At 44.9% G+C, this 20,696-nt stretch carries 21 protein-coding genes and 1 other annotated feature; all 21 genes read left to right on the top strand.

Annotated elements, in window-relative coordinates; genetic code table 11:
- Nucleotides 1–43: 43 nt before the first annotated feature.
- Nucleotides 44–1,387 carry an MFS transporter gene (locus FFM77_RS05020; RefSeq protein WP_263390723.1) on the top strand — a complete coding sequence of 448 codons (1,344 nt, stop codon included), beginning with the start codon at nt 44–46 and terminating at the stop codon, nt 1,385–1,387.
- A 964-nt stretch (nt 1,388–2,351) separates the two neighbouring features.
- The gene (locus FFM77_RS05015; RefSeq protein ID WP_137634657.1) at nt 2,352–3,632 is read left to right on the top strand and encodes a uracil-xanthine permease family protein; all 1,281 of its coding nucleotides are present in this window, start codon (nt 2,352–2,354) and stop codon (nt 3,630–3,632) included.
- 278 nt (nt 3,633–3,910) lie between these two features.
- The gene (atpB, locus tag FFM77_RS05010; protein ID WP_137634656.1) at nt 3,911–4,624 is read left to right on the top strand and encodes a F0F1 ATP synthase subunit A; all 714 of its coding nucleotides are present in this window, start codon (nt 3,911–3,913) and stop codon (nt 4,622–4,624) included.
- A 41-nt stretch (nt 4,625–4,665) separates the two neighbouring features.
- Complete coding sequence (gene atpE / locus FFM77_RS05005) at nt 4,666–4,878, top strand: F0F1 ATP synthase subunit C (RefSeq protein ID WP_130845638.1); 213 nt, start codon at nt 4,666–4,668, stop codon at nt 4,876–4,878.
- A gap of 52 nt (nt 4,879–4,930) precedes the next feature.
- On the top strand, nt 4,931–5,449 hold the full coding sequence (atpF, locus tag FFM77_RS05000) for a F0F1 ATP synthase subunit B (RefSeq protein WP_137634655.1): 519 nt from the start codon (nt 4,931–4,933) through the stop codon (nt 5,447–5,449).
- On the top strand, nt 5,436–5,981 hold the full coding sequence (gene atpH, locus FFM77_RS04995; RefSeq protein ID WP_137634654.1) for an ATP synthase F1 subunit delta: 546 nt from the start codon (nt 5,436–5,438) through the stop codon (nt 5,979–5,981). The genes atpF and atpH overlap by 14 nt, the downstream gene beginning before the upstream one ends.
- Before the next feature lie 29 nt (nt 5,982–6,010).
- Entirely contained in the window at nt 6,011–7,531 is a 1,521-nt protein-coding gene (atpA, locus tag FFM77_RS04990) for a F0F1 ATP synthase subunit alpha (protein WP_137634653.1), read from the top strand.
- 30 nt (nt 7,532–7,561) lie between these two features.
- Entirely contained in the window at nt 7,562–8,506 is a 945-nt protein-coding gene (locus tag FFM77_RS04985; protein ID WP_137634652.1) for a F0F1 ATP synthase subunit gamma, read from the top strand.
- 24 nt (nt 8,507–8,530) lie between these two features.
- Nucleotides 8,531–9,934 (top strand): F0F1 ATP synthase subunit beta, encoded by a 1,404-nt coding sequence (gene atpD, locus FFM77_RS04980; protein ID WP_137634651.1) that lies wholly within the window; start codon nt 8,531–8,533, stop codon nt 9,932–9,934.
- 11 nt (nt 9,935–9,945) lie between these two features.
- Nucleotides 9,946–10,374, top strand: coding sequence for a F0F1 ATP synthase subunit epsilon (locus FFM77_RS04975; RefSeq protein ID WP_137634650.1), 429 nt, complete (start codon nt 9,946–9,948; stop codon nt 10,372–10,374).
- Nucleotides 10,375–11,567: 1,193 nt separating this feature from the next.
- Nucleotides 11,568–11,801, top strand: a complete 234-nt coding sequence (locus FFM77_RS04970; protein ID WP_137634649.1) for a DUF1146 family protein — start codon at nt 11,568–11,570, stop codon at nt 11,799–11,801.
- Between the two features lie 27 nt (nt 11,802–11,828).
- Entirely contained in the window at nt 11,829–13,145 is a 1,317-nt protein-coding gene (murA, locus tag FFM77_RS04965) for a UDP-N-acetylglucosamine 1-carboxyvinyltransferase (protein WP_137634648.1), read from the top strand.
- A gap of 113 nt (nt 13,146–13,258) precedes the next feature.
- Nucleotides 13,259–13,813, top strand: coding sequence for a GNAT family N-acetyltransferase (locus tag FFM77_RS04960; RefSeq protein ID WP_137634647.1), 555 nt, complete (start codon nt 13,259–13,261; stop codon nt 13,811–13,813).
- Between the two features lie 693 nt (nt 13,814–14,506).
- Nucleotides 14,507–15,502: a rod shape-determining protein gene (gene mreB, locus FFM77_RS04955; protein WP_137634646.1), complete on the top strand. Its 996-nt coding sequence runs from the start codon at nt 14,507–14,509 to the stop codon at nt 15,500–15,502.
- Nucleotides 15,503–15,508: 6 nt separating this feature from the next.
- Nucleotides 15,509–15,763: a membrane protein insertion efficiency factor YidD gene (yidD, locus tag FFM77_RS04950; protein WP_137634645.1), complete on the top strand. Its 255-nt coding sequence runs from the start codon at nt 15,509–15,511 to the stop codon at nt 15,761–15,763.
- A gap of 2 nt (nt 15,764–15,765) precedes the next feature.
- A complete protein-coding gene (locus tag FFM77_RS04945) occupies nt 15,766–15,993 on the top strand; it encodes a DUF2969 domain-containing protein (protein ID WP_137634644.1) in 228 nt (75 codons plus the stop codon).
- A 90-nt stretch (nt 15,994–16,083) separates the two neighbouring features.
- The gene (locus FFM77_RS04940) at nt 16,084–17,289 is read left to right on the top strand and encodes an FtsW/RodA/SpoVE family cell cycle protein (RefSeq protein WP_137634643.1); all 1,206 of its coding nucleotides are present in this window, start codon (nt 16,084–16,086) and stop codon (nt 17,287–17,289) included.
- 25 nt (nt 17,290–17,314) lie between these two features.
- Entirely contained in the window at nt 17,315–17,611 is a 297-nt protein-coding gene (locus FFM77_RS04935) for a glycine cleavage system H family protein (protein ID WP_137634642.1), read from the top strand.
- Nucleotides 17,612–17,675: 64 nt separating this feature from the next.
- Nucleotides 17,676–17,914: a binding site (T-box leader), on the top strand.
- Nucleotides 17,915–17,976: 62 nt separating this feature from the next.
- On the top strand, nt 17,977–19,011 hold the full coding sequence (locus FFM77_RS04930; RefSeq protein ID WP_137634641.1) for a methionine ABC transporter ATP-binding protein: 1,035 nt from the start codon (nt 17,977–17,979) through the stop codon (nt 19,009–19,011).
- Complete coding sequence (locus FFM77_RS04925; protein WP_137634640.1) at nt 19,004–19,693, top strand: methionine ABC transporter permease; 690 nt, start codon at nt 19,004–19,006, stop codon at nt 19,691–19,693. Before FFM77_RS04930 ends, FFM77_RS04925 begins: the two co-directional genes overlap by 8 nt.
- A 39-nt stretch (nt 19,694–19,732) precedes the next feature.
- The gene (locus FFM77_RS04920) at nt 19,733–20,557 is read left to right on the top strand and encodes a MetQ/NlpA family ABC transporter substrate-binding protein (protein ID WP_137634639.1); all 825 of its coding nucleotides are present in this window, start codon (nt 19,733–19,735) and stop codon (nt 20,555–20,557) included.
- Nucleotides 20,558–20,696: the final 139 nt, after the last annotated feature.

Here is a 20,696-nt window from a genome sequence, read left to right as displayed (position 1 = left end):
AATGCCTGAACTAGCTTAGCAACTAGACCACTTCTAAGAATAGATTCTTAGTGTTGCACTTGATTTGACAATTGAGGCGATTATTTTATTAAGCTATTTTATGATCCTTTTGGATAATTCGATTGTTTTTACCAGTACCGTCAAAATAGCAACGGATCTTCATTTGAATTCGCAAACGCTCGCTTGGGTCAGTAGTGCCTATACGCTGACTTTTGGTGGGTTTCAATTGTTTGGCGGCCGTGTTGGGGATGTCTATGGACGTAAACGGGTGTTTTTAATTGGCTTATTGTTATTCTCCTTGGGATCATTGATGGTGGGAGTAGCGACGAATGCACTGATGATTATTTCAATGCGAGCTTTTCAAGGCATTGGCTCGGCAATCTTGGCACCGACTACCTTGGCACTTTTATTGGACAATTATCATGGGACGATGCGCGCTCGGGCAATTGCGGCCTATGGGACAACAGCTGGGATTGGGGCCAGTTTTGGCATGGTACTTGGTGGCGTCATTACGAGTGTCTTCTCTTGGCGATATGGCTTTTTCTTAAATGTGCCAGTTGGCTTGCTAATGTTTGTTTTGACGCTCCGCTTTGTTGAAGATAGTGGTCACAGACGGACCAATCATCTTGATTTGATTGGTACCTTTTTATCAGTACTTGGGTTATCGGCTTTGGTTTACAGCATTGATGGCACGATTTACCAACTGCTGGCCCTAATCATTGCAATTATCGCGTTAGGGTTGTTTGTCTATGCGGAACACGTGGTTAAAAATCCGATTATGCCGTTACGCTTGTTTACTGACCGCCAACGCAATAGTGCGTATATTGCCCGGTTCTTCTTTATCGGAGCAGCGTTTGCATATTTCTTTGTCACAACGCAGGCCTTACAGCATATTTATGGATTTACGCCGTTACTGACCGGACTGGCGTTTTTACCAGCAACTATTCCCCAATTTTTGAGTGCTTTGCAAGTTTCGAATTTATCTACCAAGTTAGGAAATGCGCGGTTGATTGTGATCGCGGTTTTATTTGTGACAATCGGTGTTTTTCTGACGGTAGTGATTGGCTTAAATCGTGGTTACTGGTTGGCCATTGCCATTCCAATGGTTATATTTGGTATTGGTCAAGGCCTCGTCCTTAGTCCGCTGACGGCGGAAGGTGTGGCCAATACTGATCCTGAAATTGCTGGAGCTGCCTCTGGGGTGGTTAATACAGTTCATCAGTTTGGTCAATCAGTTGGTATCTCAGCAGTTGTTGCACTTACCAGTGGTGTGCATAATGGCGTAACGAGCTATATTATGCAGTTACTAATCATCTCGGCAATTTCGGTATTGAGCTTGGTTGCCGCTTTTGTTTTGCAAAGTCGTAAGCATCGGCAGCAGGGTTAGTCGTCCATTAGATCTTATGAACGACTCATTATCTCTACTAAGCACTAGCTACCTGACGCGCACTAACGGGATTATACTAATTAGAATGTATTTAAACCTAATCTTGTGAACAGTTATTTTAAATATGGGTGTTTCCTTCGTTAGGCGATAAAAGGTCAACTAAAAAGCATCATTCGTACTAACTTGCAATTTAAGTTAAATAGCGGCCAACGCATAGCCGCACGGTTGAGTAGAATATTATGGTAGAGAAAAGTTAAAAATGTCGATTATAATCGTAAGGTGAGTTCTCGTTAATGCTGATTTTTTAGTTTGGTTGATTACTTATGTCGTGATAATTAATAATGGTTATTGATGGGAAGTAAGTACCTTGCTTGAATTTATGGATAGCTGGTTTGTTCTGGCTGGTCAAAACGTGTTCGGCAAAGCTGGGGACTCCGCTTGCTACGCCATCACGACTACTCGGAAGTGCGCCGAGTAATTGTGATAGCTAGGCAATGCTCGACCCCAACCCGCTTTACCTCACACTCTGCCGAAACGTGCTCGGCCCGACTACTCCCTCCGCTTGCTACGCCAGTCAACCATACCGGAAGATCACCGGTATAATTGACTAGCTAGGCAATGCTCAGGAGCAACCCGTCGGATCTCACACTCTGTTGAAACGTGTTCACTCGGGCAGTTGACTCCGCTTGCTACGCCATCACAACTACTCAGAAGGGCACTGAGTAATTGTGATAGCTAGGCAATGCTCATCAACTCCCGCCCTCGTTCACACTCTGTTGACAAACTCAACTAACACGAGTATTCTAAACACAACAACAAAACAGTTCCTTTAATTTAGCTCAGAGAGGCTGAAAAGGATGACCGGAATTTCACCTGCCATAGGTGAATCCAATTCAGACAGACCAGCCGCTTTTGAGTGGGGGTCTGTCTTTTCTTTTATAAATTTTTTCGATAGGGGTGCACTATGGCAAAGCAAACGGCGTTTCATAATGATGATGTCGTCTTAGACATTCATGATCGGCCGAAGTTTGGTAGTTGGTTAGGACTTTCGATTCAGCATTTATTCTCGATGTTTGGGTCCACCGTCCTGGTGCCGATTCTAGTTGGGTTGAACCCAGGGATCGCTTTATTCAGTTCTGGGGTCGGGACCTTAATTTATATCTTAATCACGCGGCATAAGATTCCCGCTTACATGGGATCAAGTTTTTCATTTATTGTCGTGATGCAATCATTGATGAAGACGGCGGGGTATCCAGCGATTGCCCAAGGGACCGTGGCTGTTGGGGTCGTTTATCTCTGTGTGAGCTTGTTGGTTACCCTGATTGGGTCCGACTGGATTGATAAGGCCTTACCACCAATCGTGGTTGGGCCAATCGTCATGGTTATTGGGCTGTCCTTAGCTGGTACTGCGGCGAAAGATGCCACGATGAATGGCAATAACTATGATCTCCGGTTCTTTGCCGTTGCCATGTTGACGATGATCTTAACGGTCATCTTCAACATGTATCTGCGTGGGTTTATGAGCTTAGTGCCAATCTTATTAGGGCTGGTCTGTGGCTATGTGATTGCGGTCCTCTTCGGGATTGTAAATTTTGCGCCAGTTATGGCCGCTAAATGGTTCGTCTTACCAGACTTCCAGGTACCGTTCATTAGCTATCATCCTGGGATCTACTGGGGCGCCATCTTCAGTATGGCCCCAATTGCCTTTGTCACGATGTCTGAACATATGGGTCATATCATGGTCTTGAATAAGTTAACCAAACGAAACTTCTTTAAAGATCCAGGCCTGAGTCATACCTTGGCCGGTGATGGGACTGCTTCAATTATTGCTGGGTTCGTTGGGGGGCCGCCAGTGACCTCTTATGGTGAAAATATCGGGGTCTTAGCCATTACCCGGGTACACAGTATTTACGTTTTAGGCGGTGCCGCCTTCTTCGCGATTGTCTTTAGTTTCGTTGGCAAATTATCAGCGTTGATTCAAAGTATTCCGTCACCCGTCATTGGTGGGGTCAGCTTCCTCTTATTTGGGGTGATTGCCTCTAGCGGTATGCGGATTCTTATTGATAATAAAGTTGATTTTAATCAAAAACGGAATTTAATGATTGCCTCAGCCGTATTAGTTATCGGGATTGGGAATGCGTATTTGCAATTAGGTAGCTTCCAATTTAGTGGTTTAGCGGTCGCAACTGTGTTAGGAATTATTATGAACCTAGTGTTACCAAAAGCGGCGGTTAATGAGAAGTAAGCGCCAACACTAAGTGGTAAAAAGTGAAAACGTGCCTGACTTAATGAAAATCCCACGACTTGAAAGCTAAATGAAAGCTTACGGCCGTGGGATTTTCACCCAATCAAGAAAAGATGAAATTATTTTGAATTTTTATTGCGGTGGTGGTATTATTACCATTGTATTTTGATTAGGGGTAACTCTAATTTACTATTTCATGTTTCGATACAATTGACGTTATGTATAGGACACGTTAAGGTTATCGTAACACCGAAATTTAAGGAAAGAGGTGATATTCAGTGAGTGATCCAGTTCCTACCGTCAAGTTCCTTGGCCTAACATTTGATGTGGCAAACGACCTTTCAATTTTAATTACTTGTTTGATCGTCTTGTTATTTGTTTTCTTGTTATCGCGCCATATTACAATGAAGCCAAAGGGTGGGCAAAATGTGCTGGAGTGGCTCGTCGAGTTCACGAATGGCATTGTCAAAGGTTCAATTAAAGGGAACGATGCATCCCACTTCGGTCTGTTTGCATTCTCGTTGTTTCTCTTTATTTTCGTTGCTAACCAAATTGGGTTGTTCATTCATATCCAAGTTGGGGAGTATACGTATGTTAAAAGTCCGACCGCTGATCCGGTCGTGACCTTGACGTTGTCGTTAATGACGATTGCGCTAGCACACTATGCCGGCATTGCTAAAAATGGTGCTAAAGCCTATTTTAAAGGGTACTTGGCACCGTTTAAATTGTTCTTGCCACTTAATCTTTTCGAACAATTTACAAACTTCTTAACTTTGGGTTTGCGGTTGTTTGGGAATATCTTCGCTGGTGAAATGTTACTAACTTTGATTAGTGGGTTAACCAGCAGCGACAATTGGGTCAGTTATCTGTACTCATTGCCAGTTGAGTTAGCTTGGCAAGGATTTTCAGTCTTTATCGGGAGTGTGCAAGCATTCGTGTTTGTCACCTTGGCTTCAGTTTATATTTCTCGACAATTATCGCCTGAGGAATAAAGCAATTTTTGTTTTTTAAATTTAAGGAGGATACACAAATTATGGGAGCTCTAGCAGCAGGTATTGCGATGTTTGGTGCCGCGATTGGTGCCGGTGTTGGTAACGGTTTGATTATTTCTAAGATGCTTGAAGGGATGGCCCGTCAACCAGAATTATCCGGTCAATTACGGACTAACATGTTCATTGGTGTTGGTTTAGTTGAAGCCATGCCTATCATTTCCTTCGTTGTTGCTTTGATGGTTATGAACAAGTAATCATTAATCGACAATTCATTTTGATAAAAATGGAAGAAGGAGGTGTCATTAGATGCTCTCGCATTTAATTATCGGTGCATCCGGTCTATATCTCGGCGATATGTTATTTATTGCGATTAGTTTTATCATTTTGATGGCGTTGATTGCTTGGGTCGCATGGAATCCTATTACGAAAATGATGGGTGAACGGGCCAACAAGATCGCTAACGATATTGATACGGCTGAAAAGTCACGTAAAGAAGCCAGCGATTTAGCTGACCAACGGCGTGATGCGTTGTCACATTCCCGTACGGAAGCTAGCGGCATTGTCGCTGAAGCTAAGCAAAGCGGTGAAAAGCAACGTGCAACTATCGTGGCTGACGCTCAAAACGAAGCTACGCAGTATAAACAAAGCGCGCGTAAGGATATTGAACAGGAGCGTCAGGATGCCTTAAAGAACGTCCAATCTGACGTTGCTGACATTTCTGTTCAGATTGCTTCAAAGATCATCAAGAAGCAATTAGACCCTGAAGGCCAACAAGCATTAATTAATTCGTATATTGAAGGGTTGGGAAAGCATGAGTCTAGATAATCTTACCATTGCTAACCGGTACTCAAAGGCACTCTTTGAGCTGGCAGCAGAAAAAGATCAGACCGACGACTTCCTGGCTGAATTAAAACAATTACGGCAAGTCTTTATTGACAACCCGCAATTGGCAGAGGTCCTTTCAGGATCATTGCTGCCGGTTGATCAAAAGCAGGCGACCCTGTCAACTTTGACTGACCATGCTTCAGAATACATTAAAAACTTTATTCAAATGTTGTATGATTACGGCCGCATGGCGAACTTAGTAGCAATTATCGACGCGTTTGAAGAACGTTATGATGAGAGTCATAAGATAGTGCATGCCGAAGTCACGTCAGCGGTTAAGTTGTCCGATGAGCAAGCCAATGCCATCGCAGCGGCGTTTGCAAAGCGTGTCGGTGCCGACCAAGTGAAATTATCACAACGTGTCGACCCTGAAATCATTGGCGGTGTGATTGTGAAGTCAAACAATCAAACGTTTGACGGTAGTGTCGCACTACAATTAATGAACTTAAGACGAGCACTCATCAACAATTAGAAAGTCTTTTACGAAGAGGTGAAACTTTTATGAGCATTAAATCTGAAGAAATCAGTGCTCTAATCAAACAACAATTAGAAAGTTATCAAACTGAGCTCTCAGTTGCTGAAACCGGGACTGTCACCTATGTTGGTGATGGGATCGCCCGGGCCCATGGACTCGACAACGCCTTACAAGGCGAATTACTCGAATTCAGTAATGGGGTCTACGGGATGGTACAAAACCTTGAAAGCAACGATGTTGGTATCGTTGTTTTAGGTGATTTTGACGGGATTCGCGAAGGCGATACTGTTAAACGAACAGGCCGTATCATGGAAGTTCCAGTTGGGGACAACATGATTGGCCGGGTTGTTAACCCATTAGGCCAACCAATCGATGGTTTAGGTGAAATTAAGACCGACCATACGCGGCCAATTGAACACAAAGCACCTGGGATTATGCAACGACAATCCGTTAGCGAACCCCTCCAAACTGGGATTAAGGCCATTGATGCCTTAGTACCAATTGGTCGTGGCCAACGTGAATTGATTATCGGTGACCGTAAGACTGGGAAGACTTCGGTCGCTATCGATGCCATTTTGAACCAAAAAGACCAAGATATGATCTGTATCTACGTCGCAATTGGTCAAAAAGACTCAACGGTGCGGGCCCAAGTTGAAACGCTCAAGAAGTTCGGAGCGATGGATTACACCATCGTGGTTACTGCCGGGCCTTCTGAACCAGCACCATTGCTTTACTTGGCACCATATGCCGGCGCTGCAATGGGTGAGGAATTCATGTTCAACGGCAAGCATGTTTTGATTGTCTATGATGATTTATCAAAACAAGCGACCGCTTATCGTGAATTATCATTGATCTTACGGCGTCCACCAGGTCGTGAAGCTTATCCTGGGGATGTTTTCTACTTGCATTCACGGTTGCTCGAACGGGCCGCGAAGTTAAATGATGACTTGGGTGGCGGTTCAATGACGGCCTTACCAATCATCGAAACGCAAGCTGGGGATATTTCTGCTTATATTCCAACCAACGTGATTTCGATCACCGATGGGCAAATCTTCTTGGATAGTGATTCCTTCTATTCTGGGGTTCGACCAGCGATCGATGCCGGGGCGTCTGTTTCTCGGGTCGGTGGGGATGCACAAATCAAAGCGATGAAGTCCGTTGCTGGGACCCTTCGTTTGGATTTGGCTTCTTTCCGTGAATTGGAATCATTCTCGCAATTCGGTTCTGACTTGGATGCGGCAACGCAAGCGAAGTTAAACCGTGGTCAACGAATTGTTGAAGTCTTGAAGCAACCAGTTCATTCACCATTAAAGGTTGAAGAACAAGTTATGATTTTGTATGCCTTAGCCAATGGTTACTTGGATAAAGTGGCGATTAGTGACATTGCCCGTTACCAAACGGAGATGTTTGACTACATGCGTACAAATCATCAAGACTTATTCGATGCGATTGTCTCAACAAAGAAATTACCAGATGCTGACCAAATCAATGGTGCATTAGATGAATTTGCCCAACAGTTCCAGCCAAGTGCTGCAGCTGCCAAGTAAATGATGGCTGAAAAGGATGGTGAGTAGTGCATGGCAGAATCATTAATGGATGTCAAGCGCCGGATTGACTCAACCGGGAAGACCCATCAGATTACGACCGCAATGCAAATGGTCTCAACGTCAAAGTTGAACCAGATTCAAAAGCATACGAGTACGTATCAGGTGTACGCTTCTAAAGTTGAAAGTATCGTTTCACATCTTGCCAAAGCTCATCTGATGTCAGCAAGTGCCGGCGTTCCTAACAGTAATTCCAACACCATTTCGGTCAGTGAATTATTGGCGAAACGCCCCGTTAAACGGACTGGGTTATTAGTGATCACGTCTGATCGTGGTTTAGTGGGTAGCTATAACAGTAACGTCTTGAAACAGACGAACGACTTTATGCAAGCTCATAAGTTAAATGCTGATAACGCGGTCGTCTTAGCGGTCGGTGGTACTGGCGCAGACTTTTATAAAAAGAACGGGTTAAACGTGGCGTATGAATACCGCGGCGTCTCTGACGTCCCAACTTTTAAAGAAGTTCGTGAAATCGTTAAAACGGTGACTTCGATGTATCATAACGAAGTCTTCGATGAACTTTATGTGTTCTATAATCACTTTATCAACCGGTTATCTTCTGGGTTTCGGGCAATTAAAATGTTGCCAATCTCTGAAGAAACGTTTGAACAAAGTGAACAGGATAATCGTAAAGCCAAAGATAGCCGGGTCGATGTCGGTCCTGAGTACGAAATGGAACCGTCAGAAGACGCGATTTTGTCGGCCGTATTGCCACAATATGCTGAAAGCTTAGTTTATGGTGCCATTTTGGATGCCAAAACTGCTGAGCACGCGTCATCGTCAACAGCGATGAAGGCGGCATCAGATAATGCTGGCGATTTAATTGATAAGTTGAATCTTAAATATAACCGTGCGCGTCAAGCTGCGATTACCACTGAAATTACGGAAATCACCGGTGGCTTGGTAGCGCAAGAATAACGAATTGGGAGGAATTAACGACTAATGAGTACAGGTAAAGTTGTACAAGTTATTGGACCCGTTGTCGACGTTGAATTCTCTCTAAACGACAAGTTACCTGATATTAATAACGCCTTAATCATCCATAAAGATGGCGACGAGACCTTAACGGTTGAAGTTTCGCTGGAATTAGGTGATGGGGTCGTTCGGACTGTCGCGATGGATGGGACGGACGGTTTACGCCGTGGGATGGCTGTTGAAGACACTGGGTCTTCAATTACCGTGCCAGTTGGTAAAGAAACGTTAGGTCGGGTATTTAACGTTTTAGGAGAAACCATTGATGGTGGCCCAGAATTCGGTCCAGATGCAGAACGTAACCCGATTCACCGGGATGCGCCTGCTTACGATGAATTAACCACCAGTACAGAAGTATTGGAAACTGGGATCAAGGTTATTGACCTCTTAGCACCTTATGTACGTGGTGGTAAGATTGGGTTGTTCGGTGGTGCCGGTGTCGGCAAGACCGTCTTAATCCAGGAATTGATCCATAACATTGCCCAAGAACATAACGGGATTTCCGTCTTCACCGGTGTTGGTGAACGGACTCGTGAAGGTAATGACCTTTACTTTGAAATGAAAGCATCCGGTGTTTTGAAGAATACGGCCATGGTCTATGGTCAAATGAACGAACCACCTGGTGCCCGGATGCGGGTTGCTTTGACTGGGTTAACGATTGCGGAATACTTCCGTGATGTTGCCGGCCAAGACGTCTTGTTATTCATTGATAACATCTTCCGGTTTACCCAAGCCGGTTCTGAAGTTTCCGCCTTACTTGGTCGGATTCCTTCAGCCGTTGGGTATCAACCAACGTTAGCTACTGAAATGGGTCAATTACAAGAACGGATCACTTCGACTAAGAAGGGGTCTGTAACGTCGATTCAAGCCGTTTACGTGCCTGCCGATGATTATACCGACCCGGCACCTGCCACGACTTTCGCCCATTTGGACGCGACGACCAACCTGGAACGTTCTTTAACGGAACAAGGGATCTATCCAGCCGTTGATCCATTGGCCTCATCTTCGATTGCTTTGGACCCTTCAATTGTTGGGGAAGAACATTATGAAGTTGCGACTGAAGTTCAACGGGTCTTACAACGGTACCGTGAATTGCAAGATATCATCTCAATCTTAGGGATGGATGAATTATCTGACGAAGAAAAGACCACTGTTGCTCGTGCACGGCGGATTCAATTCTTCTTGTCACAAAACTTCTTCGTTGCCGAAAACTTTACGGGTCAACCTGGTTCTTATGTGCCAATCAAAGATACGGTCAAGGGTTTCAAAGACATCCTTGATGGTAAATATGATGACCTACCAGAAGACGCCTTCCGTCAAGTTGGTAAGATCGAAGATGCCGTTGAAAAAGCGAAATCGATGGTCACTGATTAGGAGGGGTTAGCATGGCGGAAAACGCAACTGCATTAACCGTTAGCATCGTAACTCCCGACGGTCAGGTCTATGAAAACAAGACACCGATGTTGATCGTCCGGACGATTAACGGTGAACTCGGGATTTTGCCTAATCACATCCCCGTGATTGCATCATTGGCAATTGACGAGGTCCGTATCAAGCAAATCGAAACTGATCAAGAAGACGATGAAATTGCCGTTAACGGCGGTTTCGTAGAATTCAGTGACAACGTCGCGACTATCGTGGCGGACAGTGCTGAACGTCAGAATGATATCGATGTTGCGCGGGCGGAAAACGCTCGAAAACGGGCGGAAAGCCGGATTCAAGCGGCCCAACAAAAGCATGATGATGCTGAGTTGGCCCGGGCGCGTGTCGCGTTGCGGCGGGCGATGAACCGGTTGAACGTGGCGCATCACTAGAGTGGGCGGTTCTACGGAACCAAACACGTTTCAAAAGCGCAACCTACGTTCAAACAACTAAGCAAAACAGCAAAAGTACCTGCAACCACTCAAATGGTTGTTGGTGCTTTTTTTGGTGTTGGTAATTTTGTGTTGGGTGAGTTAGTTCCGTCTCCGCCAGCCAGGGGTGACCGCGGTGGGGGCAGACCTGAAGCCTGAGGAGCGGTCTTCAGGGCGCTTTACAGCCGCTAGCCTACGTCTGTAAAGTCGGCCCAGTCAGTAAGCTGTGGAAAACCACCCCAGCTAACTGACTCGACACGGCGGTCATCCCTGGCTGGCTCCGACTACACACTAATTTTGTGTGGGGGCGTAGATTACGCTGCGGCCCATAATTGGCTGGAACGTGGTGGCCATGTTTTTGAGCCACAGGACGGTCTCGAAAGCCGGGCTTTATCTAAGTCGCAAAAATCACGACTAAGATAAACGACACCACTGAGCCAATTCTGGACCGCCCGCCGTTAATGAATAGGTATCTAAGAAGAATAAGCGATTATTTTCATTGGTTAACTTAGTTGTGAGGTTGGTTTCGCAATGGTTCATGGTGTTTCAATACTTTGGTAAGCTGATGGAGATAGTAACTGTTGATTCAAGAATAGACATCAAAGCGAGTGACACTAGTTAAGCGGTTGTCTATCAGGTAAGCAGTTGTAATCTACCTGTAAATAGTGCTGCGCTTGATTTCAAATCAGCACACGATTCACAGTCGCAGCGACTAGGATGAACGCCGTGACGAGACAGTTAGGCGGGTGGTTTTCCCGTCTTAGTGTCTGGGCCGACTTTACAGACGTGGCTTTCGGCTTTGAAGCGCCCTGCAGACCGGGGTGTGGCTGCAGGTCTGCCCCACCGCGATCGTCCTAGTCAGCGGAGACGACCAACTTCAGCAAGACCAAGGTTTAATGACTTGAACTAAATCCTAAGCCAAAACTTTTACAAATGAAACTTACAAGTTATTATCAAGCTGATTTTCAATCGTTAGACCAGTCAACTAATTAATCCAGTGAATCAACTGAATGCCTAGCTATCACTAAGTTTTCACTTAACTAACCATTAGTGAATAGCGAAATGCTTAAAATGTAACGAAATTGTAAAATGTAATATTTCTCGGCATTCTAATTATGGTATGATGATTAGGAAACCAACAAGGAGTTGAGCTAATGCGCGGTCTAGGAGTTCAAGCGCTATTAAACCTCGTTAGTCAATTTTTATTTATTTGGATTGCTTTCTGGGCATTACAACCATTGCGGCTTGATCGCAAAATGGATGCCAGAGCACCGCAACAAGCACGGGCATTAATCGTGCTGTTGGCAGTTGTCATTGGCTACACGGCTAGTCAGTTCTTCTGGAGCTTTTTCGATGCAGTCCGAAATCTCACTTATCTTGTACGTTAATAATCGTTTGTGATGGAGGGTTTATCCATGGAGGAAATTGTAGTTCATGGCGGTCAACGTTTGACAGGAACGGTTCATATTGAGGGTGCCAAAAATGCGGTCTTACCGATTTTGGCAGCCGGACTGTTAGCCAGCGATGGAGCCACACATTTAACCAACGTGCCAGTTCTATCGGATGTATTCACAATGAACAATGTCTTGCGCTTCTTGAATGCGGAAGTCGATTTTGATGAAATTAACAAAACGATTGATATCGATGCTAGTCATCCTTTATCTTCAGAAGCACCGTTCCAATATGTGTCGAAGATGCGGGCCTCCATCGTGGTCATGGGACCACTGTTGGCTCGTTTAGGTCATGCCAAGGTAGCAATGCCGGGTGGCTGTGCGATTGGGTCACGGCCAATTGACTTACACTTGAAAGGTTTAAGTGCCTTAGGGGCAGAGATTGAACGCCATGATGGTTACGTTGAAGCTTCAGCGGAACGGTTACACGGCGCGTCGATTTATTTAGACTTTCCAAGTGTGGGGGCCACTCAAAATATCATGATGGCCGCGACCTTAGCAGAAGGCACGACCATTATGGAAAATGTGGCACGCGAACCAGAAATCGTGGATTTGGCAAACATCTTAAATCAGATGGGGGCTAAAGTCATGGGCGCTGGGACGGAAACCATTCGCATTGAAGGCGTATCAGCCTTACACGGTTGTGAACATAGTATCGTGCAAGACCGGATCGAAGCTGGGACGTTTATGGTCGCGGCGGCGGTTACCCAAGGAAATGTTTTAGTTGAAGATGCCATCGCGGAACACAACAAGCCATTAATCTCTAAGATGCGTGAAATGGGTGTAAGTGTCCGTGAAGAAGAGGCTGGGATTCGGATTATCGGACCAACGAACTTGAAGCCGACTTCTGTTAAAACGATGCCACATCCAGGATTTCCAACGGACATGCAGCCGCAAATGACCATTTTACAGTTATGTGCGCAAGGCACAAGTTTGTTAACGGAAACCGTCTTTGAGAATCGGTTCATGCATCTGGAAGAATTACGCCGGATGAATGCTGACTTTAAGATTGAGGGCCGTTCAGTGATTATGTATGGGCCAACTGACTTCAGTGGTGCACAAGTGGCGGCGACTGATTTACGGGCCGCAGCAGCGTTAGTGATTGCCGGCTTAGTCAGTCGCGGTTATACGGAAGTCACCAATCTGAAGTATTTAGATCGGGGCTACTTTGATTTCCATGGCAAGCTGGCGAAGTTAGGCGCTGAAATCAAACGGATCTCTGTACCAGATGAATCCGTCTATGCGTTGAATCCCGATTTTGCGGATGAAGCTGCCGAATAACGAAAATTATTGGCTAAACTAGTGAATTAGACTAACAAAAACCTTCGAAATACGATAAACTCGTTTTTGAAGGTTTTTTTTCGGAAAAAAGCTGATATTCAGGAGGAACGATAATGTTCATTAATATTATTGACAAACACATTTCATTGAAACCAACCGAAATTGGGGATGCCGAACCACTTTTTAACTTGGTTGACCAGAATCGGGCGCATTTAAAACCATGGATGCCATGGGTCGATGCGACTGCGACCGTCGCTGATGAAAGTCACTTCATCGAAGGAATGCTGACAAAGCAAGCCCGTGGCGAAGTCTTCTTGACGACCATCATTGTTGATGGCGAAGTTGCCGGCATGCTTGATATTCATAACATCAGTGCGGCAAACCATCGTGGCGAGATTGGCTACTGGTTAGGCGAAACATTTGAAGGCCATGGTGTGATGACCAAGTCATTAGAACGGCTAGAAGAAATCGCTTTTACTGAACTAGAATTACACAAGTTGCAATTAGGGGCCGATGTCGCGAATACCCGCAGTCGCTCAGTGGCGGAACGGCGTCAATATCATTTGGACGCAACCTTACCAGAAAATGAACTCATTAACGATCATTATGTCGATGAAGCCATCTATTCGTTGACGGTTGATGAATGGTCGCGGCGTCAAGACGACTAGTTGGATTAAACTTACCACTCTGGTTGGCCCAGAATTGGCTGGAACGTGGTGGCCACGTTTTCGAGCCGAAGTGCGGTCTCGAAAGCCGGGCTTTATCTAAGTCGGAACCCACGACTAAGATAAACGACACCACTGAGCCAATTCTGGGCCGCCCGGCGTTAATTACCGGTATTGTAACTAATGAGCTGTTTATTTTTTAGCCAGTTAGTTTAGTCTTCAAAATGGACCATGGTATGAGTAATCATAACTGTAAGCAGTAATTTTAATCAGTACCGAGTATAGGATAAATAGCTATTAACAGGATTGTCTTGGTTAGTCAGTAATTACCATGATGATTTAGGCCCGCTAGTTAGCGTAGGGTGGGCTGGATGATGCTCAGTGGTGTCGTTTCACTTGGCCGGTGATTTTCCGGCTTAGTGAAAGCCCGGCTTGTGAGACCGCTCTGTGGCTCACAAACGCGGCCACCACGTTCCAGCATCAATCCAGCCCAACCGAAGCGGCAATGACGCATGTTCTAATCGATTATTGAATATGCTATAATTAAATGTTGTATATCGGTACGTTTAGTGCGGTGATAATGGTGATTAATCTCAGCTAGTTATTGGCTGGTATTTATGGGGTATTATCAGCTCAAACGGCGTGACGAATTCAGATTAACTAAACGTATAATTGTATGTTTGAGAGGAGAAAAACATGGCTTTAGATATTGGTATCGACCTAGGTACTGCCAATGTTTTGATTTATGTGTCTGGCAAGGGGATTGTGTTGAATGAACCATCCGTTGTCGCAATTGACACGAATACGAATCAAGTTTTAGCGGTGGGGTCAGAAGCTTACCAGATGGTTGGGAAAACCCCTAGCAATATTCGGGCAATCCGGCCATTGAAAGACGGGGTTATCTCGGATTTTGATGTAACCGAGGAAATGTTGTCTTATTTCATTAAAAAATTAAACGTCCGTGGGATTATGTCACGGCCAAGTATTATGATTTGTACCCCAACGAACACCACTGAAATCGAACGCAAGGCGATTTTACAGGCGGCTGAAAAGTCTGGTGGGAGCAAAGTATATTTGGAAGTCGAACCAAAAGTGGCGGCGATTGGTGCCGGCATGGATATTTTCCAACCACGTGGGAACATGGTCATCGATATTGGTGGTGGGACGAGTGATATTGCCGTCTTATCATTAGGTGACATTGTGGCCAGCAGCTCATTGCGGATGGCTGGCGATCGGATGAACCAAGATATCGTCAACTATGTCAAAGATCAGCATCATCTGTTGATTGGTGAACGCAGTGCTGAACAAGTTAAGATTCAAATCGCGCAAGTCTTCAAACAAGAAGGCGATGCGGACAAGCAAATGCAAGTTCGTGGCCGTGATACGGTCAGCGGGATGCCACGTTCACTCGAAATTGATTCCAATGAAGTTGAACAAGCTATTCATGAAACCTTAATGCAAATTGTCAGCACGGCGCATCATGTGATGGAAACCTTACCACCTGAGATTGCGGCCGATATTATCGATCGTGGGATTACCTTAACTGGTGGTGGTGCCTTATTAAGTGGGTTAGATCAATTGATCAGCGAAAACTTAAAAGTGCCCGTTGTGGTAGCGGAACATCCGTTGAACAACGTCGCACAAGGTGCTGGCATTTTACTTGAACATATGCAAAAAGCAGGTAAGAAGTAAGTGACCATGCGACAAATCTTAATGCGTGGGATTCGTTGGTATCAACGAAAAATTTCGGTGGCAACACCGGCTCATTGTCGGTATTGGCCAACCTGTTCCACGTACACGCTCGAAGCGATTGATCGGTTCGGGGCACTCAAGGGTAGCCTGATGGGCACGGCACGTATCTTACGCTGCCAACCGCTTGTCAAAGGTGGCTTTGATCCAGTGCCTGACCATTTTTCACTTCGACGTAATCCGGTCTCTGAGGAGGACAACTAGTCGTGTCAAAAAAAGATAAAAGTGTTTCAGTTGATTTAAATGAGACGCAAGTCAACGGCCAAACGGTGACCGAAGTTTTAATCGGTAAAAAAGTGATTGGTCAAGTGACCCAAGTTGGCGAACGGTATGAAGCTGAAATGGTGAGTGACTCAAAACCATTTGCTCATACTAAGTCGTTTGATGAAAGTTTGCAGGAAGTCATTTCTGCGTATCATTTACACAAAGGCTAATTTTTGGTAAACCTTCAACCTGGCGTCGTTAATCGAAGCCAGGTTGTTGTATAATCAAGGATATCTTAAGTAAATAAGGAGCAATTGATTGTGGCAGAAGAATCCAGATTGCGTAGTCAAGCAGCCGAATCACGGATTGACTACGGTATCATCTTTTCAATTATGATGTTAGGGTTGATTGGCCTCGCGTCGATCTATGTCGCGGCGAGTCATGATTCGAGTTCCGTGAATGTCACGAAACAAGTCATTACCCAGATTATGTGGTTCATTATTGGGACAGCACTAGCGGTCATTATCATGCAGTTTGATTCCGAACAGTTGTGGCGAGTCGCCCCGATTGCTTATTGGTTCGGGATCTTCCTGTTAGCATCGGTCCTATTATTGTATAGTCGATCGATGTTTGACAGTACCGGGGCTAAAAGTTGGTTTGCTGTTGGAGGCTTAACCTTCCAACCCTCGGAAATTATGAAGCCGGCTTTTATCTTAATGCTCGGCCGAGTCGTGACGATGCATAACACTGAAAATCCGGTACATACGCCGGGGAGTGACTGGTTATTAATCGGTAAACTATTTGCCTACATGGTGCCAGTGGCGGTCTTGTTAAAATTGCAAAATGACTTTGGGACGATGTTGGTGTTCTTTGCTATTTTAGGTGGGGTCATCTTAGTTTCTGGGATTTCGTGGAAATTATTAGCCCCAACGTTTGCGATTGTCTTCGGGATTGCCGGCACGGCGTTATATTTAGTGATTTCTACAAGTGGTCGGCATATCTTGGAAGCCATTGGTTTTAAAGCGTATCAATTTGCGCGGATCGATACTTGGTTAAATCCATCGACTGATACGTCAAATAACGCTTATCAAGTCTGGCAAAGTATGAAGGCAATTGGTTCCGGTCAAATTACTGGTCGTGGGTTTAACGTGTCACACGTCACCGTGCCAGTGCGTGAATCCGATATGATTTTCTCAGTGATCGGGGAAAACTTTGGCTTCATCGGCTGTACCGTCGTCGTTTTATTATATTTCTTGTTAATCTATCAAATGATCCGGGTGACCTTTGATACCAAGAATGAATTTTATGCTTATATTTCTACTGGGGTCATTATGATGATCTTGTTCCATGTGTTTGAAAATATTGGGATGAGTATTGGGCTATTGCCAATGACCGGGATTCCGTTGCCGTTTATTAGTCAAGGGGGTTCTGCGCTGATTGCCAATATGGCCGGGATCGGCTTAATGATGTCGATGCGGTTCCATTACAAGTCTTACATGTTCAGCCGAAACGATCGGTTCGAATAAAATCAAGGAAAGATTGGTGTTAGCTATGAGTGAAGACGCAACTTATTTTTGGACTAAGGATACTGACGGTCATACGCGGATTGGGTTGACCACCGCCGCTCACGAAGCTTTGGGCGAAGTGAAGTATGTTGAATTACCAGCAGTTGGTGATAAAGTCACTCAAAAAGATGCCTTTCTAAGTGTTGAAGCCACCAAGGCTGTTTCAGAATTTAACTGCCCGATTAATGGGACGGTTGTCGCCGTTAATCCAGCGTTAAAGGCGGATTGTGCGGCCTTGAATAGTGTTGAAGACGGGGTTGCTTGGTTAATTGACGTTGACTAATTAGTGAACGCTTGACAATTAGTGGGCTGCTCGGTATACTCGACACATTAATAAATCATTAAAAAATGTCATTTTGAAAAGATGAGTATGTGGTTTTGTTTATTTAGAGAGTCTCAGGTTGGTGAAATGAGATTAAACGAACGACAGAAGATGGTCTTGAATCAATGTAAATTGGTGAGCGCAAGTTAGCCAGTTTTGGGTGCACCCATTATCGTGCGGAGTTATAACTAACTCTTGAGACAAGTTGTGTGAGCGACTTGTAAAGATAGGTGGTACCGCGAGACCCAGCTGCTCGTCCTATTAATGATAGTGCAAACTATTGTTAATAGGACGAGCAGTTTTTTTGTGCATAAGGAGGAGATAAATTGATTGAATTTAAAGATGTGACCAAGACATTTGAGACCAAGCAAGGCACGGTTCATGCCGTTCAAGATGTTAATTTAAGCATCGAAGACGGTCATATTTACGGCATCGTCGGTTATTCCGGGGCCGGGAAGAGTACGCTGGTGCGGATGCTCAATGGTCTAGAAACCCCGACCAGTGGGAGCGTCGATATTGACGGTGTCGAGATTACTGGCTTGACTGGGACGAAGTTACGCGAGCAGCGCCATAAGATTGGCATGATTTTCCAACATTTTAATTTACTCTGGTCGCGGACAGTCTTACAAAATATCATGTTTCCATTAGAAATTGCCGGTCAAAGTAAAGCCGATGCCCAAAAGAAAGCCGAACATTTGGCTGATTTGGTTGGGTTGGCTGGCCGAGAACAAGCTTATCCATCTGAATTATCTGGTGGTCAAAAACAACGAGTCGGGATTGCCCGGGCGTTAGCTAATGATCCGCAAATCTTGCTTTCAGATGAAGCGACTAGTGCGTTAGACCCACAGACGACCGATGAAGTCTTAGATCTATTATTAGATATTAATAAGAAATTAAACTTAACCATCGTCCTAATTACGCATGAGATGCATGTGATTCGTAAGATTGCGGATCACGTGGCGGTCATGGAAGATGGCAAGATTGTGGAACAAGGTCCCGTCTTAGAAGTCTTCAAACGACCAAAACAAGCTGTCACAAAACGTTTCGTGAATGAAGAAGTGACGCCGTCGTTGCATGATACGACCGCGGTCGTTGAACAGTTGGTGGCCAAGTATCCGAAAGGCACCATCGTTCAGTTGACGTTCCACGGCGATCAAGCTAAACTACCGATTGTTTCCGAGATGTTGAAGCAATATGGCAATTTAGATTTGAACATCATTGAAGGTAATATTCATCAAACGCAAGAAGGCGCGATTGGGTCGCTTTACATTCAAATTACCGGCGATCCGGCTGATATCGATGGCGCGCTAGCTTACTTACAAAAACTACGAGTTGAAACGGAGGTCCTCAATCGTGAATGATCAAGGGTTAGGTTCTTATTTCAAATTTTCCAATGTCGATTGGGGCAACATGGTCACGTCCACTTGGGAGACCTTGTGGCTAACGATTGTATCGATGATTGTGGTGGCGATTCTAGGGATTGCACTAGGCTTGCTATTATTCGAAACCACTGACAGTCACAATCCATTGGTCCGATTATTAAACTGGGTCGTGGCCTTGTTCGTGAACGTGTTTCGGTCCATTCCATTTATTATCTTAATCGTCTTACTGTTGCCGATTACGCAGAAGTTAGTTGGGACGATTATCGGCCCCCGCGCCGCGTTACCGTCACTGATTATCTCCGCGGCACCGTTTTACGCACGGATGGTCGAATTAGCTTTCCATGAACTTGATCATGGGGTCGTGGAAGCGGCCGAATCAATGGGGGCCACCCGTTGGCAGATTATTCGCAAGGTCTTGTTACCAGAAAGTATGCCAGCGTTAGTTTCCGGAATCACCGTTACCACGATTTCGTTAATCGGGTATACCGCGATGGCTGGGGCGATTGGGGCTGGGGGCCTTGGTAACTTGGCTTACCAAGATGGGTTCCAATCGAACAACAATGCGATTACTTTAGTCGCAACCGTGATTATCGTCATCATCGTGTTTATCTTCCAATTCTTAGGCGACTTAGCCGTCAAGCATATTGATAAACGCGCTTGAATTAAGTTAGGATTCAAAACCACATAGGAGGCATTTTCAATGCGAAAAAAGGGAATTTTAGGGTTATTGGCAATTGCAGCGACCGCATTCTTATTAGTCGGTTGTGGCAAGTCATCATCAAGTAAGACAACCACCATTACCGTTGGTGCTTCAGCTGTGCCACACGCACAGATCTTGAAGCATATTCAACCTGAATTGAAAAAGGAAGGCGTCAACTTGAAGATCAAAGTCTTCCAAGATTACGTCTTGCCAAACAAAGCATTAGCATCTAAGGAATTAGATGCCAACTACTTCCAGCATATTCCATTCTTAGATAACTGGAACAAGGAAAACCACGGTACCTTAGTTTCAGCCGGCGCTGTACATTTGGAACCAATTGGTGTTTACTCCAAGAAAGTTAAAAACTTAAAGGATTTAAAAGATGGGGCAACGGTCTTGGTCAGCAGCAATGTGGCCGATTACGGTCGGGTCTTAACTATCTTTAAAGACGCTGGTTTGATTACCTTGAAGAAGGGGACCAAGTTAACGGCTGCTAGTTTCGATGATATCAAGACGAATAAGAAGCATTTGAAGTTCAAGCACTCATACGAAGCAAAGTTAATGCCTCAATTCTACAAGAACAACGAAGGGGACGCGGTTGTTATCAACGCCAACTATGCCGTTCAAGCTGGTTTGAATCCTAGCAAGGATGCCATTACCCTCGAAAAATCAGACTCACCATATGCTAACATTATCGCGGTTCGTAAAGGTGATCAAAATAAGCCCGCTATTAAGAAATTAATGAAGGCCTTGCGTTCAAAGAGTACCCAAACTTGGATTAAGAAGAAGTACAAGGGTGCCATCTTACCAGTTTCAAGTAACTAATAACTGATTATCGTTTATAAAAGTCAGCCAAATTAATGGCTGGCTTTTTTTACACATTAAAATCTAATGAGACCGCGCCCTGCTTGACTTTGTAGCGGTTGCAAGGTACGCTATTGAGGGTTAAATCAGTGGGATTGGA

The organism is Lactiplantibacillus songbeiensis, from assembly GCF_005405125.1.
GTDB classification, from domain to species: domain Bacteria; phylum Bacillota; class Bacilli; order Lactobacillales; family Lactobacillaceae; genus Lactiplantibacillus; species Lactiplantibacillus songbeiensis.
The sequence above is the reverse complement of the archived record's forward strand: the minus strand, read 5'-3'. Positions and strand labels throughout refer to the sequence as shown.